Consider the following 17,891-nt stretch of genomic DNA (forward strand, 5'->3'; position numbering starts at 1 on the left):
GGGCAGTGTAGCCGATGTTTTCGCGCTCGGCGTGAAAAATTTTTTCATCGCGGCGGCGGGCAGGGGGCGGTTTTAGTGAAAATCGCGGCTGGGGAAGAGTTTCTTGGCCTGTTCGCGGGGGTGGCGGGCGGTGCTGGGGCGACGGGGCGGGCGGGGGGCGTCGTCGGCTTGGGGCTGGGTGATGCCGATGGCGTCATCCATCGGGTGACCGAGTTCGGCGAGCCGGTGGGAGAGGTCTTCGATCTGTTGCGCGATGAGGTGCACGACGATGCCCTCGCGTTGGAGATAGCCCGTCACTCGCAACAGCCGCCCGCCCATCACCGTGCGGCGGTAGCGTTCGTTGATCTTGGGCCAGACCACGATGTTGGACACGCCGGTTTCATCCTCAAGCGTGAGGAAAATAACGCCCGAGGCGGTGCCGGGGCGCTGGCGGGTGATGACGAGGCCACAGACGCTGGTCCGGCCCAGTGGCGCGTCGGGCAGTTTGTCATGCGGGGTGAGGCCGGGAATGGCGGGGCGCAGAAGCTCCATCGGGTGGGCGCGCAGGGTGAGGCGCATCGAGACGTAATCTTCGACCACCTCTTCGCCGAGGTGCATGGCGGGCAGATTGACGGCGGGTTCGGTGATGTTTTCGCCATCCAGCGGGTCGTTGAACAGCGGCAGGGGGTTCTGACCGCGGATGGCTTTGACCTGCCAGAGCGCCTCGCGGCGGCCCGCGCCGGTGTCGGCAAAGGCGTCGGCCTCGGCCAACCGTTCAAGTGCTGCGGGAGCGAGACCGGCCCGCAGCCAGAGCGCCTGCACGTCGGAATAGCCATTGCCGCGTGCGGCCACGATCCAATTGGCGTCTTCTTCCTTGAACCCTTTGATCTGGCGGAAGCCAAGCCGGAGCGCCAGCGCCCCATCGGCGCGGCGTTCCAAAGTGTTGTCCCATGTGGAATGATTGACGCAAATCGGGCGGGTTTCGACCCGGTGTTCGCGCACGTCGCGCACGATCTGGGCCGGGGCATAAAAGCCCATCGGCTGGGAATTGAGCAGGGCGCAGGCAAAGACCGCCGGGTGGTGGCATTTCAGCCATGCCGAGACATAGGCCAGCATGGCAAAGGCCGCTGCGTGGCTTTCGGGAAAGCCGTATTCACCGAAGCCTTCGATCTGGGAAAAGCAGCGTTCGGCGAAGTCGATCTCATAGCCGCGCGCGAGCATGCCCGAGATGAAACGCTCGCGAAATGTGCCGATGGTGCCCATGCGCCGGAAGGTGGCGAGGGAGCGGCGCAGGCGGTCGGCCTCCTCCGCGGTGAAACCGGCGGCGACGATGGCGATCTGCATCGCTTGCTCCTGAAACAGGGGCACGCCGAGGGTTTTGCCAAGCACCCCTTCGAGCGCGTCGGAGGGGAAAGCCACCGCCTCGCGCCCCTGACGGCGGTTGATATAGGGGTGGACCATGCCGCCCTGAATAGGGCCGGGGCGGACGATGGCGACCTCGATCACCAGATCATAAAAGGTGCGCGGGCGCATCCGCGGCAGGAAGTTCATCTGGGCGCGGCTTTCGACTTGGAACACCCCGACCGCGTCGGCGACGCAGAGCATGTCATAGGTGGCGGGGTCTTCCTGCGGTACATCGGCGATGGTCAGTTGCTCGCCCTCGTGTTGGTCCAGCAGGTCAAAGGATTTGCGAATGCAGCTGAGCATTCCGAGGCTGAGGATGTCGACCTTGAGAATGCCGAGCGTGTCGATGTCGTCCTTGTCCCATTCGATGACGGTGCGGTCTTCCATCGCGGCATTTTCGATCGGGCAGAGTTCGTCCAGTCGCCCCTTGGTGATGACAAAGCCGCCGACATGTTGCGACAGGTGGCGGGGGAAGCCAGTGATCTCGCGGATCAGGTGGATCGTCTGTTGCAGGCGCGTGTCGGAGAGGTCGAGGCCCAGTTCCTGCACGCGTTTGGGGTCGGCGCCGGCGTTGGACTGGCCCCAAATCTGGCTTGAGAGATTGGCGGTCACATCAAGCGACAGGCCCATCACCTTGCCCACCTCGCGGATCGCGGCGCGGGAGCGGAAATGGATCACGGTGGCGCAGAGCCCGGCGCGGTGGCGACCGTATTTGGCGTAAATATGCTGGATCACCTCTTCGCGGCGTTCGTGTTCAAAATCAACGTCAATGTCCGGCGGCTCGCCCCGGTATTTCGACATGAAGCGTTCGAACACCATGGTGATCTGATCGGGGCCGACATCGGTGATGCCAAGCGCCCAGCAGAGGATGGAATTGGCCGCCGAGCCGCGCCCCTGACACAGGATTCCGACAGAGCGGGCGTATTGCACGATGTCATAAACGGTCAGGAAATAGGCGGCGAAACCAAGGTCTTGGACGAGGTTTAGTTCTTTGTTGGCGAGGGCGCGATAGCGGGCGGGCACGCCATCGGGGCAGCGGCGCAACAGGCCTTGGTCGGCGAGACGGGTGAGGCGGGCTTGGGGGGCTTCGCCGTTGGTGATCTCGTCAGGGTATTGATAGCTGAGCTCGCTCAGGCAGAAGCCGCATTGCACGGCGATGTCTATGCTACGGCGCAGGGCGGCGGGGTGGTGACGGAACAGCCGCGCCATGTCGGCCCCCGATTTCAGGCGGCGTTCGGCATTGGGCAGGGCGCGGGTGCCGATCTGGTCAATCGTGATGTGTTCGCGCATGCAGGTCAGCACATCGGCGAGCTGGCGACGCGCGGCGCGGTGCATGAGGACATCGCCGACCGCCACCATCGGGGCGGAGGTCTTTTGCGCCAGCCGGGAAATGGCGGCGAAATAGGCCTGATCCGAGCCGTCATAGCGCGGGGCGGCGCCAAGGAACACGCGACCGGGGAAGCGGCGGCGCAGGGTTTGAATGTCGCGGGTGGATTTATGCAGCGGAGCCTGCGACGTGGGCGGCGGCAGGGCGATGAGCATCATGCCTTCGCACCCCTCGGTAAGGCCCCGGAGGTCAAGGTGGCAGTCGCCCTTTTCGGCGCGGCGTTTGCCAAGGGTCAGCAGGCGGGTGAGACGGCCATAGGCGGCGCGGTCACGCGGCAGGGCGAGCCACTCGACCGCGCTGTCACGCAGGCTCAGGCGGCAACCGGTGATCAGCCGGGGGAGCGTGGCGGTGCCGGGGCGCGGCAGTGGGGTATGCGCGCCGGTGTCTTGCCGCGAGCTGCTGTCGAATTCGACCTGCGAGCGGATTTGCAGGGCTTCGTCTTTTTCGCGCTTGAGCTCTTTGAGCGCGGAGTAGGCGCGCACCACCCCGGCCAGCGAATTGCGGTCGGTGATGGCGACGGCGGAAAGGCCCAGCTCGGCGGCGCGGGTGACCAGCTCTTCCGGGTGCGAAGCCCCTGTGAGGAAAGTGAAATTCGAGGTCACGCAGAGTTCGGCATAGGGCGGATTTTGCGGCGCGTTCGGGGATGTCATGCGAATTCCCCCTGCACGAACCAGCCGGGATTTTGCGGCGTGTGATAGAGCCAGAGCCGCCGCCCCTGTCGGGTTTCAACACGCCAGTAATCGCGCAGGCCCGAGCGCCAGCTGTCATCCTGAAGCCACCACTCCGGGGCGATGCGTTCCGGGCCGATGGCGCGCGCGGTGGTGAGGGGCATGCGCCGCCAGCGGAATTGACGCGGCGGGCGGCGGCCATGGGCGGCGATGGGTTCGGGGGGAAATAGCGTGAGCGGGCGGGCGTGCAGGCTGACCCAGCCGCGTTCGGGTTCGGAATAGGCGGCGGGGGCAACGATAAAGCTACGCTCGGGGATGTGGCTGTCGGCGGGGAGAAAACGGCGGATGTTTTCAAGGCCGATGCGGGTGCCGATGCGGGTGATGAGGTCGGTCAGCTGATCGGTGCGGTTCGATTGAACGTGGCTGATTTGCTGCACCGGGAGGGGTTCGACCTCGGTCGCCTCAAGGCGGAGTTGGTCGATGCCGTAACCGGCGTCAACCTCGCCCACGCCGCGTTCGAACAGGGGCAGGATGCGCAGCGGATCGCGCAGGGGGCGGGCGAGGCGAAGCTCGACCTGTTGGCTGTCCTGATCGACACGGCGCAGGGTGAGACAGAGGCGGCGGGCGCCGACCTCCTGCGCTTTGAGCTTGTCACAGAGGGGCGCGAGCAGGCGGGCGGTGCCTTCCATCACGTCCGCCGAGAGACCGATGGGGTCGGGCAGGGTCATGCGGGTGCCGTAATGCGGCGGGTCGGCCAGTGGGGTGATTTGCTCGGGTTGATCGCCGAGCGCCTGATCGAGGCGCATCAGCACCTCGCGTCCGAAACGGCGGGTCAGGGGCGCGCGCGGCGTCTGGGCGAGATCGCCGATCCGGCGCAACCCGAGGCGTTCGAGCGCGGTGCAGGTTTTGGGCTCAAGCCGGAGGGCGGCGACGGGCAGGTTTTTCAGCGCCTCCAAGGGGGTGTCCGGCGCGGCGACACCTTCGGCGTAATGCGCCAAGGCCCATGCCGCGCCGCGGGTGCCGCCAAGGCCGATGCGCACCGAGAGGCCGGCACGCAGCAGGCGGCGGCGCATGTCCGAGAGCATCGCCGCCTCGTCGCCAAAGAGATGGGCCGAGCCGGTGATGTCGAGTACCAGCCCGTCGCGCCCCTCGAGCCCGACCCAAGGGCAATAGCGCGTGGCCCAGCGGCGCAGCACATGCAAAAAGCGCGTATCGCCCGGAAGATCGGCGGGGCGGCTGCGCAAACCGGGGCAGAAAGCGCGTGCGTCAGAGAGCGACATGCCGGAGCTAAGCCCTTGGGTTTGGGCGTCTTTGTTGAGGCAATAGAGCCTTTCGGCGTTGCTCTGCTTGAGGGTCAGGGCAAAGGGCGCATCAACCGGACGTGCGCGCAGAGCCCGGTCGCTTGCCAACCGGGGGAACCACAGAGAGACGACGCGTTTGCCCGTTCCACCGAACATCCCAAACCCCAAATGTTCCCGATTTGTTCTTTATAATTTCCCAGCGATGCAGAGTCGAGTCCGACTGGGTGGTTTGTTGGGCGATTTCGGGGTCATCAAGCACCGGCGCACAGTGCCAGCGGGTTTCGGCGGCGTTGTTGCCCTGCCCCTCGGGGATGAGGAGGAGGGCGGTGGTTTTGCCCGCCTTGGCGGCGAGTTGCAGGCGGCGACCGGCGGTGAAGCTGATCTCTTTGTCGAGCTCGCCAATCACCAGCCCGAGCGCGGCGGAGCGCAGGGCCTCTTCCATGACGGCGAGGCCGTCGGTTTGGTTGTCGACATGGGCCATAAGCAGGCGGTCCGGGTCGATCATGCTGCCCACCCCGGCGGGGTTGAGCGTGTCGGGTTTCCAGCCTTCGCGGACCCAGAGGATGCTGCCTTCGACATGGGCGCATTGGGCCAGTGCAAAGACCACGGCACCGGGGCCGCACACCTCGTGAGCGCGGGCGCGGCGCAGGGGGAAATCAGGGATGGTTTGGCCACTCATACCCATTTGATACGTCAGAGCGGGGCGTCTGGCGAGGGGGGTGACAAAATTTCCCGGTGACCTTCCGGTGACCTTTCCGGTGTTTGGTCTGTGACGTGAGGGAAGGTAACAGCGCGGGGTTAGCAGAGCGTTAAGGGGTGGCGCGTTAACGGATCGGGCCATCCAGAACCGTCCAAGAACGACCACGACCAGCGCGCGATTGCGGCTGATCGGCTTACAGGGGGGTGCGTGTCTGACTAATCACTCAACCGCGCGGATGAGTTTGCGTTCGAGGACGCGCAGGACCTTGCGCAGATCATGGCCACGGCGCAGGATCTGCCCATCCATGCCGACAACCGAATACTGCCCTTGTTTGTTGCGCAATTTCGGTTGTTTTTCAATGCGATAGAGCGGGTGTTCGGCGGTGCGGCGAAACACCGAGAAGACGGCCACATCGCGCAGTGTCGAGATGCCGTAGTCGCGCCATTCCCCGGCGGCAACCATGCGCCCGTAAAGCGAGAGGATGACATTAAGCTCGGTGCGGTGAAAAGCCACTTGGGTGGGCGGGGCCCCGGCGAAGGGCGAAGGATCTTGAACCGTCATAGGGAGAGAGTTGCGCTGTTTGGCGATAAAATCAAGTGCAATGGTAAACAGACCGTCCGGGCGGGTTAACGGCGGTGCGGCGTGGCGCGGGAGGGGGTGACTCCCGGCTGACATTCGGCTGACTCCCGGCTGCCGGGTTGGGGAGGAAAGGTTAACGCGGGATTAGGTTAATGTGGCGTTCGCAGGGGGGGTGCCCCGGATCCAAGGCCGATGGCCCGGCTTGGCAAAGCAATCAGACCGGTCGATCAGCCGCAGTAGACGCGGGTGATGATCCCGGCCTTGTCGGTTTCGACGTTCAGGCGGTCGGCGCGGTAGTCCATCGTAACGGCGGTGCCGGGAGCGATGATACGGACCAGTTTTTCGCCGGAGAAATCCGCAGCTTCGGCGGGGGTGCCGACGAGCGGTTCGTATTTGGTCGCGGCACAGGTGGCATCGGCGCGCATGATATCCTCGTGAGGTTGGCAAGCGGTCAGAAGGGCCAGAACAGACAGGGCAGCGAGGCTGATCACAAAGGGAAAACGGGGGATGCGGGACATGGGTGCGTGCTCTTCTGGTTGGCTGTTCCTTTTGATGTGGAGGCAGATTGGCGGCGATACAAGCCACGCGTGGGGGGAATTTTTTTCGCCGGCGAAACATTGCTTGTCCGGGGGAGTGGCGGGGGAGGGCGGCGCAGGCCCGCGATCAGGCGGTGGCTCTGAAGTCTGGTGCATCGCCACCGATATCGAGCACGCCGGAGGCCAGCGTCTTGGCCGGGAGGGTGATGCGGTATTCGCCGCCAAACCCGAAGCTCCACCCCATGAGATCGCTTTCCGGCAGGCGCAGAAGCGTGAGCGCATCTTCTTTGTTGCAGCTTTCGCGCCGGGCGAGGCCCATGCTGCCGCTTTCCTGGGTGGCGAGGCCGGTCCAGTAGCGCTCAAACATGCGGCGTTGCTGTGCCGGGAGCAGGTCGGGTGTTTCGCTATAGGCGCGGCGGCCATAGTGATCAAACCAGCGGAAATAGGTGGCCAGCATATGCGGATCGTGCAGGAGCGGCGTTGGCAGGGCTTCGCCTAGAGCAGTGTCGAAGGTGGAAAACCGCAGCGATTTCAGGCCCCGCAGGGTGAGCTTGAGCAGGGCGGGAGAAAACGGCACCCCTTCGGTGCGGGCGGCGTGGAGTTCGCCGCTGAGGGCGGAGACGCCATCGCGGGTGGGGCCGAGATCATCGAGGAACCGCCGGGTTGCCGGATCGGGGGCGTCGGGGTCGATCAGGCCACAGATGACGCGATAATCCCAGTCGAGTTCGGATTGCAGCACCTCAATCAGGATCAGCAGCGAATTCCAGTCGAACGGTTGAAACCGCGGGTCTGAGAGGTCTGTTTCCGAGGGCAGGTTGGCCGCGCGCGGGTCATGTCCGTTTGCGGTTGGATGAAGCGGGTGGACCGGGCGGGGCACGTGGGCCCGACGGGCGGGTTGGGCCGCTTGGGGCGGATCGGGTGCATCGTCGGGCGTGCCGGGGCGTTCGATCAACACGTCGAGCGGCCAGCGCGGAATGTCGGCGGGGTGCCCGGTGGCACGGGCGAGGATGTCGTCACGCATGGGCCGCGCGGCGGCGGTGGAGACTCGGCCGGGGGCTGGCGTTCGGGTCCGAAGCTTTGGCAATGGCGCAGGATCGGCGTGCCGGGCTTGTCCTGAGAGGTGAAGGCGAGGATCCAGCCCGTGCGCGGGCCGCGCCCGCCCCAGAGCCGGGGGGCAGCTGCGAGCAGCTTATCTGGGCCAGAAACAACGCCGGTTTGCCATCGGCCATGGGCCACGCCATGTCATCGGGCATATGCGGGGCGCCGCCGAGCCAGCTGTGAATTGGCATGCCCCGGTGGATTGGCACGACAGGGCGCAGGCGGATGATGGGGTTTTCCGGGCTGGTGTTGGCGGCGGTTGGTGCTGCGGGTTTTGCGGTGGTTTGCCGGGGGATCGCGGTGGGCGGTTGCTCGGGCGGGGGGCTGTCCGGGGTGGTGGTGGTGGTGGGCCGTCCGGGGCGCGGTTTGGGGTGCGGTTTGGCGGGGGTGTGCGCAGCGGGGGGCGCGTATTTGAGCCATTCGGGGAGGGTATTGTTGGCGTCACTGGAGTGGTCGGTTGTGGCGGGCTGCTCTGCCACGGGGAGCGCGGCATCGGCGCGCGGCGCGGGACTTTTGATGCGTGGAATGCTGGTTGCGAAGACGATCAGCAATCCGGCGAATAGCACTACCGGCTGTTGCCCCACCAGCCCGACAATGAACACCCCAGCGCCAAGCAATCGTGTGAGCGTGCCGACGGATGCAAGCGGCCTGTCGCCAGTCGGTTGGCTGGCCGTGAGATGAAGTTTGGTCATGGTGCCCCTCATGCGTTGTTGCGAGCGATCTTGGAGGCGGGCGTGGCGAAAAAGCGGCGGGGCGGCGGCAGAGCGAGGGGGATTGGTGCGGGATTTAGGAAGATTTTCGCTAAATCGCGCGGGGTGCGGATTTACGCGCCAACACGAAAACGCGTGTTGTATCCGCGCCCGGATTGCAGCACTCTGCGCCGTGAAATATTGGAGGATTTACCTATGCGCACCAGAGCTGCAGTCGCGGTCGAGGCCGGCAAACCCCTTGAGATCATGGACGTAAACCTTGAAGGCCCGAAAGCCGGTGAGGTTCTGGTTGAAATCAAGGCGACGGGGATTTGTCATACCGATGAATTCACCCTGTCGGGGGCCGATCCCGAAGGGCTTTTCCCGGCCATTCTGGGCCATGAGGGAGCCGGGGTTGTGTTGGAATGCGGGCCGGGGGTGACGAGCCTGAAGCCGGGCGATCATGTGATCCCGCTTTATACGCCGGAATGCCGCGAATGTGACTATTGTCTCAACCCCAAGACCAACCTGTGCCAATCGGTGCGCGTGACGCAGGGGCAGGGGCTTATGCCGGATGGGACGAGCCGGTTCAGCATGCTCGATGGGACGCCGATCTTGCACTATATGGGCTGTTCGACCTTCTCTAACCACACGGTTTTGCCGGAAATTGCGCTGGCGAAAGTGCGGCCCGACGCGCCGTTCGACAAGATTTGCTATATCGGTTGCGGCGTCACCACCGGGATCGGTGCGGTGATCAACACGGCCAAGGTCGAGATCGGCAGCCGGGCGGTTGTTTTCGGGCTGGGCGGTATCGGGCTGAATGTGATTCAGGGGCTGCGCCTTGCCGGGGCGGATCAGATCGTGGGGGTTGATTTGAACCCTGCCAAGGTTGAGATGGCGACGCGTTTCGGGATGACCGATTTCGTCAACCCTTCGGATGTTGAGGGCGATCTTGTCGGGCATCTGGTTGAGCTGACCGGGGGCGGGGCGGATTATACGTTTGACGCGACGGGCAACGTGCAGGTGATGCGCACGGCCTTGGAATGCGCGCACAAGGGCTGGGGTGAGAGCATCATCATCGGCGTGGCGGCGGCAGGGGCCGAGATTTCGACCCGTCCGTTCCAATTGGTCACGGGCCGGGTTTGGCGCGGCACGGCGTTTGGCGGGGCGCGGGGCCGGACGGATGTGCCCAAGATCGTGGATTGGTACATGGACGGCAAGATCGAGATCGACCCGATGATTACTCACACCATGGGGCTTGAGGATATCAACAAGGGTTTCGATCTGATGCATGCGGGTGAGAGCATTCGCAGTGTGGTGGTGTATTGATCAGACCGTGGATGGCGGGGTGAAACCCCGCCCTACGGCGTTGGGGCGATGATATGGCAGTGAAGATGCGAGACGCGGTGCGCGGTGCGGATGACGCGCTTGTCTGGTCGATCCTGAAACCGGCGGTGGAGGCGGGCGATACGCTCTGCGCCGAGCCGGATGGCGGGATGGCGGGTGGTCTGGCCTATTTCTGGGCCGAGACGGCACGCGTTTGGATTGCCGAGGACGACGGCGTTGCGCTGGGCTGTTGGTATATCAAGCCAAACCAGACCGGCAATGGCGCGCATGTGTGCAACGCGGGCTATTGCACCAGCCCGGCGGCGCGGGGCAAAGGCGTGGCGCGGGCGATGCTGGCGGCGTCGTTGGACGAGGCGCGGCGGCAAGGCTATCGCGCGATGCAGTATAATTTTGTGGTGGCGACGAACACGCGGGCGGTGGCGACGTGGGAGCGCGCCGGGTTTGCCGTGGTTGGGCGTTTGCCGGGGGCGTTCAAACATCCCGAGCAGGGCTATGTCGACGCGCTGGTGATGTTCAAGGATTTGACGAAGTAGGGGCCCGGCGCGCGCCCCTGGTGAGGTCTGCTATGCGCGGCGAAGCCGACCTTCGTTGCAGGTGCGCGAACGGCTGCTGTTAGATAGCAGCCGTTTATTTGCAAAGCGGGCAACCGATGGGCTGCCCGCAATGGTCTTTCCAATAAAAAGGTTACTTCATCGAATTGAAGCCAATCATGTTCCCTTCGGTGTCTTGGCACAGAAGAACCCAGCCAAAGTCGCCGATGGAAAACTTTGGCCTGACGACCGAACCGCCGGCTTTAACTGCACGCTCTTGTTGCACTGCGCAATCCTCGACCATGAAGTACACGATTGTCCCGCCAACACCGGGACCAGCATGCGGGGCTTTGGTCAGGGCGCCGCCCGCGCCATAGGCGCTCATTTCCGCAGGAAAGCTCATCATTTGCGTTTCACCAGTGGGATCACCCATTGGTTCGAGTTTGGAGCCGAGCATGGCTTCGTAAAAGCCCACGGCCCGATCCAGATCGTCTACGTAGATGTCGAACCATCCGACAGCATTCATCTTTGTCATTTTATGTCCTTCGTTTCATGTGTGAAAAGGTGAGAGAGGTTTTGCTCAGGCGGCGACGCCCTGCGGTTTTTCGTCTGCGTCAATGGTGCTTTCCAAGTGCCAGATCTTGGAGACGATCTGCCAACCTTCAGCTCCGCGTAGAAATCCAAGGTGGTCGACGAACACGGAGTGATGCGCGCGTATCCGAATTTTGACGGTGGCGCTGATCGGGGACAGGAAATCGATCATCAGGACTTCGGCCTCGCGCTTCTGGCCAGCGCTAGCGGGCGAAACACGGCCCGCAACGTCGCGGCTGAAACTGTCAATTGGTTCAACAAATACGGTGCCATTGTCGGCATCGAACAAGCTGGATCGCGGGTGGAAAACGGCGTTCAGCTTGGCGGTGTCGCAGGTGTGGATCGCGTCAAAATAGGTTTCGATTGCGGCGAGAAGGTCAGCTTGGATCGTCATCGTCATGTCTCCGTTTCAAAGTGATGACGCAGACTTGCCATCATCGACCAAATCGCGATACTGTCTATATTGACAAGGTTCGGTCGGATTCTGCCAACATGACAAAATTTGCGTCTCTCCCTCAAAAGCACCCGCTTGTGTGCGCCGTTGCCTATGATGGGTTGTGCACATTCGAATTTGGCATTGCTGTCGAGCTTTTCGCCCTCCCACGCCCCGAATTTGACAATTGGTACAAGTTTGCCACCGTGAAGGCCGAGCCGGGCCCCATTCGTGCCGTGGGCGGCATTACGTTGGACGCAGAAGACGATCTTGGCCTGCTTGAGGATGCCAGCCTGATTATTGTTCCGGGATGGCGCGGCGCCGATACGCCTGTTCCAGAAGAGTTATGCGAGGCGCTGCGCGCCGCATACGCGCGTGGGGCGCGTGTTGCATCTATCTGCTCAGGGGTTTTTGTGTTGGCAGCCGCAGGGCTGTTGAATGGCAAACCCGCGACAACACACTGGCGCTATACCGAAAAGCTTGCTGAGCGTTATCCAGACATCACCGTCGATCCAGACGTTCTGTTTGTTGAGGGCGAGCGTGTGTTTACGTCTGCCGGATCAGCCGCCGGGTTGGATTTGGGGCTGCATATCATCCGACAGGATTTTGGCGCGCAGGTTGCCGCTTCGGTGGCACGCCGTTTGGTCCTGCCTGCTCAACGCGACGGTGGCCAGCGGCAGTTCATACCCCGTCCGGAACCAAAGGCCCGCATGGGATCCGGTTTGGCGGCACTTCAGGATCGTATCCGCGCCTCGATTGACGAAGAGTGGCCGATTGAGCGCATGGCGAGCACCGCCGCCACAAGTGGTCGGACACTGGCCCGGCGTTTTCACGAGGAAGCAGGCACAACCCCGCTAAACTGGTTAAAGCTGGAACGGGTGTCGCGCGCCGCAGAGTTGCTGGAAAATAGCTCTATTCCGCTATCGGATGTTTGGGAAAGCTGCGGCTTCGGCTCGGCAGAGACCTTTCGCCGCGAATTTCGCAAAACGATGGGGGTTCCGCCCGTCCGATACCGCGAACGTTTGGGCGCTCTCTGAGGCGCAAAACAAAACGGATCGCTCGACATGGGATGCGGGCGCTGCCCTATGTGGCAGCGTCAATCCGGGCGCGCGCAAGGGGTTTCGCCGGGCGCGCGGGGGCGTAGGAATTGGTGCAACAAGAAGGAGGTCAGACGATGACTGATAAGGCACCGCTTTTGGCGGTATTGATTGATGCAGACAATGTTTCGGCCAAGGAAACCAAGGCGATTTTTGATGAGATCGCCGGGATTGGCGAGGCCAGCGTGCGCCGGGTCTATGGCGATTTTTCGCAGTCGAAAACCAAGGGGTGGAGCAATGTGCAGGCCGAGTTTGGCCTTGTGCCGCATCACCAGCCGGAAAACACCGTGGGCAAGAATGCGAGCGACATTGCCTTGGTCATCGACGCGATGGATCTGATGCATTCGGGGCGGTTTGACGGCTTTGTGCTGGTCTCGTCCGACAGCGATTTCACCCGGTTGGCCAGCCGCATCCGCGAACAGGGGCTGGATGTGACCGGGATTGGCAAGAAGACCACGCCGATTGCGTTTCGTAAGGCCTGTAAGCGGTTTCTGTTCCTTGAAAACCTTGATGGCAACGGCGGCGAGGCTACGGCCGAGACCCAGAAGGCATCGCCGAAACAGAACCATGGCGAGGCCAAGGCGCATATCCTCAAGGCGATGGACAGCATTGATCAGGAAGGCGAGTGGTACAACCTTGGCCGTTTGGGGCAGATGATCGTGGCGGCGCAATCGGATTTTGATCCGCGCAGTTATGGCCGGGCCAAGCTGAGCGATCTGGTGCGTGATCTCAAGATTTTCGAGACGCGGCGCGGGGCGAACAACCAGTTGGAAGTGCGGCGGCTGGATTGAGGGCGGTTGCGCGTGTAAGCTGAGCCTTATGGCGCGCGACAACCCATATCGACCGTTTACGCCGGACCCGGAGCAGATGGCCTTGCACCCCGGCCAGTCGGGCAATGCGATCAACGGTTTGGGCGAGCGGGCGTTTCGCCGCCCGGAGGTGGTATATTGGGCGCCCAACCCCGACGACATTCCACACGGGAAAATGCAACGCTGGTTCTATTCGGTTGACCCGGACCCGGCGGCGATGGCGGCGGTGCGGGCCGAGCGGCAGGTGATATTGGATGCGCCGATGGCCGAGGTGGCGGCGGAGCCGATGGCGATTGCGCCGGAGGCGTGGACCGGCGGGCTGGCGCAATTCGTCAGCGCCGGGATTTGCGAGATGACCGGCGTGGCGCAAGCGCGCGAAGAGTGGTTTTTCGCCGGGCAGGAGATGCGCCACAGCCGGTTGATCCTTTTGGCGGTGGGCCATGAGTTCGACGCGATTGCACAAGCGCCCAAGGTGCAGGCCGGGGCCGAGGTGGTGCGCCAGTATGGCCGCGCGGCGGGGGCGGCCAAGACGGTGGCGAGCTGGATCCGGCAACAGGGCTGGGAGGCCGAGCCGGTGACCGGGCCGATGGCCGGGGCGGTGACGTTGATCCCGCCCGCGATTGAATGCGGCTTTGGTGAATTGGGCAAGCACGGGTCGATCATCAACCCGGAGCTGGGCGCTTCGTTTCGCTTGGCAGGTGTGTTGACGGACGCGCCATTCGCGCCAACGCCCAAGCGGGAGTTCGGGATCGACAGCTTCTGCGCCAACTGCCGGATTTGCGAGGAGGCCTGTCCGCCAGAGGCGCTTTCACCCGGCAAGCAATGGGTGCGCGGCGAGGAGAAGTGGTATGTGGATTTCGACCGGTGTCTGCCGTTCTTCAACGAGACGCAGGGTTGTGCCATTTGCATTGCCGTTTGCCCGTGGTCGCGCCCCGGTGTGGGGTTGAACCTTGCGGCCAAACTGGCGCGGCGGGCGGAGCGGATTGGCGCGGGTGACGCGCCGGAGGGGCGCGGTTAGGTGCCGTAACGGGCCATGAAAGTTGCGACCGCTTCATTGGTGACGGTGGCGATTTCGTCTTGCGAAAACTCGGTCTGGATACCGAACACCGCACGCATCCAGAGGTAGGATTTGGACAGGTCCGAGAATTGTTCCGCCGCCAGCGTGAGGTTGTCGATCTTTAGCTCGCCGCGGGCGACGCCATGGGCCAGCACCTCTTCGAGGCGCTTGCGGCCCATCTCGGGGCCGCAGTCATAAAACGCGCGGGCAATGTCAGGAAAGCGGTCACGTTCGGAGACGCAAATGCGGAACATGGTTTGCGTAAAATCCGACAGAAGATATTTCGCGAGGCGCATTGCCAAGGAGGTGAGCACCTCGCCGATCGGCCCTTGGGTGTTGATTTCGGCCGCGGCGGCATCGGCCATGCGAAGGCATTCGAGGCGGGCGACTTCGGCGAAAAGTTGTTCTTTGTCAGGGAAGTAGGAGTAGAGCGTTGCCTTGGAGACGCCTGCGGTTTGGGCGATTTGATCGACGTTGGCCCGCTCGAACCCGTCGGCCATGAACACTTTGCGCGCCCCTTCGAGAACCTGATCGAACTTGCGGCCTTTGCTGTTGATCTGGGATGTGGCGAGGCTAACAGGGCAAATTGGCATGGCGGCTCCGTTAACGATGTCAGGATTGGTGTCAGCACGTGGGTCGGCATCAGGGTAGCTTTGCAGTTCTGAACTGGCAAGTTTAGTTCTGGGATGACCTTGGGTTGCGTGCAGGATCGAGGGGGATTTTGCGCCAAGACTCTCTTGCGTCGCGGAGCGGTGCTCGCTAAGTTTAGAACAATTCTAAACTTGAGGATTTCCCTATGCGGTTTCTAACTCAACGGCGGCGCTTTTCCGAGCTGAGCGAGCAGGAGGTTCTGGCGCTGGCGATTTCATCGGAGGAGGATGATGCGCGGATTTACCGGATGTATGCCGAGCGGATGCGCGACGATTTTCCCGACAGTGCCAAGGTGTTTGACGGCATGGCCGCCGAGGAGGATGACCACCGCCAGCGATTGATCGAGCAGCATCGCAAGCGGTTTGGCGAGGTGATCCCGTTGATCCGGCGCGAGCATGTGGCGGGCTATTATGCGCGCCGCCCGGTGTGGCTGGTCGAGAACCTCGGGCTTGAGCGGATGCGCGAAGAGGCCGAGAATATGGAAGCCGATGCCGAGCGGTTTTACATTGCCGCCGCGCAGCGCAGCACGGATGCGGGCACGCGCAAGTTGCTGGGTGATCTGGCGGCGGCAGAGGCCGGACATCAGCACAAGGCCGAAACGCTGGAAGAGCAGCATCTGGGCGCGGATGCGCGGGGCGAGGAGGAGCGCACGGCGCATCGCAAGTTCTTGCTGACGTGGGTTCAGCCGGGATTGGCCGGGTTGATGGACGGGTCGGTGTCGACGCTGGCGCCGATCTTTGCCACCGCATTTGCGACGCAGGACACATGGACCACCTTCCTTGTCGGGTTGGCGGCGAGCGTGGGCGCGGGCATTTCGATGGGGTTCACCGAAGCGGCCAGCGACGACGGAGAGTTGAGCGGGCGGGGCAGCCCGATCAAACGCGGGTTTGCCAGCGGGGTGATGACCATGGTGGGGGGCTTGGGGCATGCGTTGCCGTATCTGATCCCCGACTTCTGGACCGCGACGACGATCGCTTTGGTCGTGGTGTTCATCGAGCTTTGGGCGATTGCGTGGATCCAGAACAAATTCATGGACACGCCGTTTTTCCGCGCCGCGTTTCAGGTTGTGCTGGGCGGGGCGTTGGTCTTTGCCGCGGGGGCGTTGATTGGCAGCGGCTAGGGCGCTTTGCCGTCGGGGGTGAGGGCGCGGAACCGCTCGGCCAGATCGCCCATTGCGGTGCGATAGGCACCGGGGCCGAAGCTCGCCCGTGCAACGCCCATGGCGGCGACCGAGCTCAGCGGGCTTTGATCGCCCAGCATCATCACGTTCACCGGCAGAGTGGTGGCGGCGGTGATGCGGCGGATCAGCGTCTCTTGCGTGAGGCCGGGCACAAAGAAGCCATCCGCGCCGGCCTGTTGATAGGCCTGTGCGCGGGTGATCGCCTCGTCGACAAAGCCGGCGTGGCTGTCCGGGGCAGAGCCGAGAAAGAGATCGGTGCGGGCGTTGATAAAGAGCGGCACATTGGCAGAGCTGGCCGCCGTGCGGGCGGCGGCGATGCGGGCGGATTGGCCTTCGATGCTGTGCAGGCCGTCACCGTTGATCACCCGGTCCTCGAAATTGATGCCGATGGCACCGGCGGCGATCAGGCGCGACACATTGCTGGCAACCCCGGCGGGGTCGGTGGCATAGCCGCCTTCGAAATCGACCGAGAGGGGCAGATCATTGGTGGCAGCGATGCGCGCCACGATGGTGAGCAAGAGATCAAGCGGCAGCGCCTCGCCATCCGCGTAGCCTTGGGCGGCGGCGACCGACCAGCTTCCTGTGGCGAGCGCCTTTGCCCCGGCGTCGGCGATGGCTTTGGCCGATCCGGCGTCCCAGATGTTGTAAAGCACCAGCGGCGTGCCGGGGGTGTGGAGCGATTTGAAGCGGGTGGCTTTGTCGGCTTGGCTGAGAGCGTGCGTGGTCATGTCGGGCTTTCTATTTGGGTGGGACGATAGAGGCGTTCGATTTCAAGCAGCCGTTTTTTGCGCCAGAGGCCGCCGCCATAGCCGGTTAGCGCGCCATCCGCGCCGATGACCCGGTGGCAGGGCACGATCAGGGCGAGTTGGTTGGCGCCATTGGCACGCGCTACGGCGCGGGTGGCGGAGGGGCGGCCAAGCGCACGGGCGAGGTCGCCATAGCTTGTCGTGGTGCCGGGCGGGATGTGGCGCAGCGCATCCCAGACCGATTGCGCAAAACCCGAGCCGGTATAGGCGAGCGGGGTTTTGAACGCAGCCGATTGGCCAGAGAAATAGGCGGAAAGCTCGTGTTTGATCTGTTCGCCGGGGGCGGTTGTGCCGATGCCGAGCCGCCCCTTGACCGAGGTATCAAGGCGGGCCAGCTCGCGGCTGAGCGCTTTGCGGTCATGAAATTCGAGCAGGTAAAGCCGGGACGGGCTGCTGAGTGAGATCATGTCGCCGAGCGGCGTGCTGATCCAGTCGGCAAAGAGCAGCGGATCGGGGTGGAGACGGCCCGGCGCACGGCCAAGCAGACGGGCGAAGGCGGCGCGAAACGCGCTGGGCGAGGCATAGCCGGCGTCAAGCTGTGCGTCGATCACCTTGCCGCCGTCCGCGATGGTGGTGAAGCCGTCCCGCAGCCGCCGTTGCCTTGCGATTTCAAGGAAGGTCATGCCGAATTGACGTTTGAAGCTGCGCCGGACGGTGGAGAGGTCAAAGCCCATGCGGGTGATGTCCGCTTCGGACCAGCGGTATTCCGGGCGTTCATCCAGCGCGGCGAGCAGGCTGGCGATGGAGGGGTCGGCCGAGGCCACGGGTTGCATCGGGTGGCAGCGTTTGCAAGGGCGGTAGCCCGCGTCGATGCAATCGCCCACGGTCGGGTAGAAGGTGCAATTCTCGGGCTTGGGTTTGCGCGCCGGGCAGGTCAGGCGGCAGAACACGCCGGTGCTGGCGACGCCAACGAAGGCTTGGCCATCATAGGCGGGATCGCGCCCAAGCAGCGCCGAGTAGAGTGTCGCGTGGTCTGGAAGATCAAAGAACATGCGGTGATAGTAGCAGGGTGGCGGGCATGTGCCGCCGGAAATCGGGCGTGTATTTGA

General features: G+C 63.6%; 18 protein-coding genes. 6 read left to right on the forward strand and 12 right to left on the reverse strand.

Annotated elements, in window-relative coordinates; genetic code table 11:
* Positions 1-72 precede the first annotated feature (72 nt).
* The 7 genes from N4R57_01610 to N4R57_01640 all read right to left on the reverse strand — a co-directional run bounded on the left by N4R57_01610 (position 73) and on the right by N4R57_01640 (position 8,344).
* Positions 73-3,420 (reverse strand): error-prone DNA polymerase, encoded by a 3,348-nt coding sequence (locus tag N4R57_01610; protein UYV37834.1) that lies wholly within the window; start codon positions 3,418-3,420, stop codon positions 73-75.
* The gene (locus tag N4R57_01615) at positions 3,417-4,895 is read right to left on the reverse strand and encodes a DNA polymerase Y family protein (protein UYV37835.1); all 1,479 of its coding nucleotides are present in this window, start codon (positions 4,893-4,895) and stop codon (positions 3,417-3,419) included. Before N4R57_01615 ends, N4R57_01610 begins: the two co-directional genes overlap by 4 nt.
* Positions 4,810-5,418, reverse strand: a complete 609-nt coding sequence (locus N4R57_01620; protein UYV37836.1) for a hypothetical protein — start codon at positions 5,416-5,418, stop codon at positions 4,810-4,812. The genes N4R57_01615 and N4R57_01620 overlap by 86 nt, the downstream gene beginning before the upstream one ends.
* Positions 5,419-5,658: 240 nt before the next feature.
* Complete coding sequence (locus N4R57_01625) at positions 5,659-6,000, reverse strand: DUF2794 domain-containing protein (protein UYV39490.1); 342 nt, start codon at positions 5,998-6,000, stop codon at positions 5,659-5,661.
* Between the two features lie 245 nt (positions 6,001-6,245).
* A complete protein-coding gene (locus N4R57_01630) occupies positions 6,246-6,536 on the reverse strand; it encodes an I78 family peptidase inhibitor (protein UYV37837.1) in 291 nt (96 codons plus the stop codon).
* Between the two features lie 145 nt (positions 6,537-6,681).
* Positions 6,682-7,575 carry a hypothetical protein gene (locus tag N4R57_01635; GenBank protein UYV37838.1) on the reverse strand — a complete coding sequence of 298 codons (894 nt, stop codon included), beginning with the start codon at positions 7,573-7,575 and terminating at the stop codon, positions 6,682-6,684.
* Positions 7,568-8,344 (reverse strand): YwqG family protein, encoded by a 777-nt coding sequence (locus N4R57_01640; GenBank protein UYV37839.1) that lies wholly within the window; start codon positions 8,342-8,344, stop codon positions 7,568-7,570. Before N4R57_01640 ends, N4R57_01635 begins: the two co-directional genes overlap by 8 nt.
* Positions 8,345-8,557: 213 nt before the next feature.
* Between N4R57_01640 and N4R57_01645 the strand changes: the two genes are divergently transcribed.
* Positions 8,558-9,670 carry an S-(hydroxymethyl)glutathione dehydrogenase/class III alcohol dehydrogenase gene (locus tag N4R57_01645; protein ID UYV37840.1) on the forward strand — a complete coding sequence of 371 codons (1,113 nt, stop codon included), beginning with the start codon at positions 8,558-8,560 and terminating at the stop codon, positions 9,668-9,670.
* A 53-nt stretch (positions 9,671-9,723) separates the two neighbouring features.
* Positions 9,724-10,221 (forward strand): GNAT family N-acetyltransferase, encoded by a 498-nt coding sequence (locus N4R57_01650; GenBank protein UYV37841.1) that lies wholly within the window; start codon positions 9,724-9,726, stop codon positions 10,219-10,221.
* A 151-nt stretch (positions 10,222-10,372) separates the two neighbouring features.
* Here the strand turns inward: N4R57_01650 and N4R57_01655 are convergent, their stop codons facing one another.
* Together N4R57_01655 and N4R57_01660 are read right to left on the reverse strand one after the other, a co-directional pair.
* Positions 10,373-10,753, reverse strand: a complete 381-nt coding sequence (locus tag N4R57_01655) for a VOC family protein (GenBank protein ID UYV37842.1) — start codon at positions 10,751-10,753, stop codon at positions 10,373-10,375.
* Between the two features lie 45 nt (positions 10,754-10,798).
* Positions 10,799-11,203: a nuclear transport factor 2 family protein gene (locus tag N4R57_01660; GenBank protein UYV37843.1), complete on the reverse strand. Its 405-nt coding sequence runs from the start codon at positions 11,201-11,203 to the stop codon at positions 10,799-10,801.
* 98 nt (positions 11,204-11,301) lie between these two features.
* Here N4R57_01660 and ftrA point away from each other — a divergent pair, with 98 nt between their 5' ends.
* From ftrA to N4R57_01675, 3 genes are all read left to right on the forward strand, one after another.
* A complete protein-coding gene (ftrA, locus tag N4R57_01665) occupies positions 11,302-12,279 on the forward strand; it encodes a transcriptional regulator FtrA (GenBank protein UYV37844.1) in 978 nt (325 codons plus the stop codon).
* Positions 12,280-12,416: 137 nt separating this feature from the next.
* Positions 12,417-13,130 (forward strand): NYN domain-containing protein, encoded by a 714-nt coding sequence (locus tag N4R57_01670; protein UYV37845.1) that lies wholly within the window; start codon positions 12,417-12,419, stop codon positions 13,128-13,130.
* 28 nt (positions 13,131-13,158) lie between these two features.
* A complete protein-coding gene (locus N4R57_01675) occupies positions 13,159-14,166 on the forward strand; it encodes a 4Fe-4S dicluster domain-containing protein (GenBank protein ID UYV37846.1) in 1,008 nt (335 codons plus the stop codon).
* Here the strand turns inward: N4R57_01675 and N4R57_01680 are convergent.
* Positions 14,163-14,798, reverse strand: coding sequence for a TetR/AcrR family transcriptional regulator (locus N4R57_01680; GenBank protein ID UYV37847.1), 636 nt, complete (start codon positions 14,796-14,798; stop codon positions 14,163-14,165). The genes N4R57_01675 and N4R57_01680 overlap by 4 nt on opposite strands.
* A gap of 203 nt (positions 14,799-15,001) precedes the next feature.
* Here N4R57_01680 and N4R57_01685 point away from each other — a divergent pair, with 203 nt between their 5' ends.
* Entirely contained in the window at positions 15,002-15,976 is a 975-nt protein-coding gene (locus tag N4R57_01685) for a rubrerythrin family protein (GenBank protein UYV37848.1), read from the forward strand.
* Here the strand turns inward: N4R57_01685 and N4R57_01690 are convergent.
* Both N4R57_01690 and N4R57_01695 read right to left on the reverse strand, forming a co-directional pair.
* Positions 15,973-16,764 carry an isocitrate lyase/phosphoenolpyruvate mutase family protein gene (locus tag N4R57_01690; protein ID UYV37849.1) on the reverse strand — a complete coding sequence of 264 codons (792 nt, stop codon included), beginning with the start codon at positions 16,762-16,764 and terminating at the stop codon, positions 15,973-15,975. The two genes, N4R57_01685 and N4R57_01690, sit on opposite strands and share 4 nt — an antisense overlap.
* The gene (locus N4R57_01695) at positions 16,761-17,834 is read right to left on the reverse strand and encodes a trifunctional transcriptional activator/DNA repair protein Ada/methylated-DNA--[protein]-cysteine S-methyltransferase (protein UYV37850.1); all 1,074 of its coding nucleotides are present in this window, start codon (positions 17,832-17,834) and stop codon (positions 16,761-16,763) included. The genes N4R57_01690 and N4R57_01695 overlap by 4 nt, the downstream gene beginning before the upstream one ends.
* Positions 17,835-17,891 lie beyond the last annotated feature (57 nt).

It is taken from the genome of Rhodobacteraceae bacterium D3-12 (assembly GCA_025916135.1).
In the GTDB taxonomy this organism is placed as follows: Bacteria; Pseudomonadota; Alphaproteobacteria; order Rhodobacterales; family Rhodobacteraceae; genus JAKGBX01.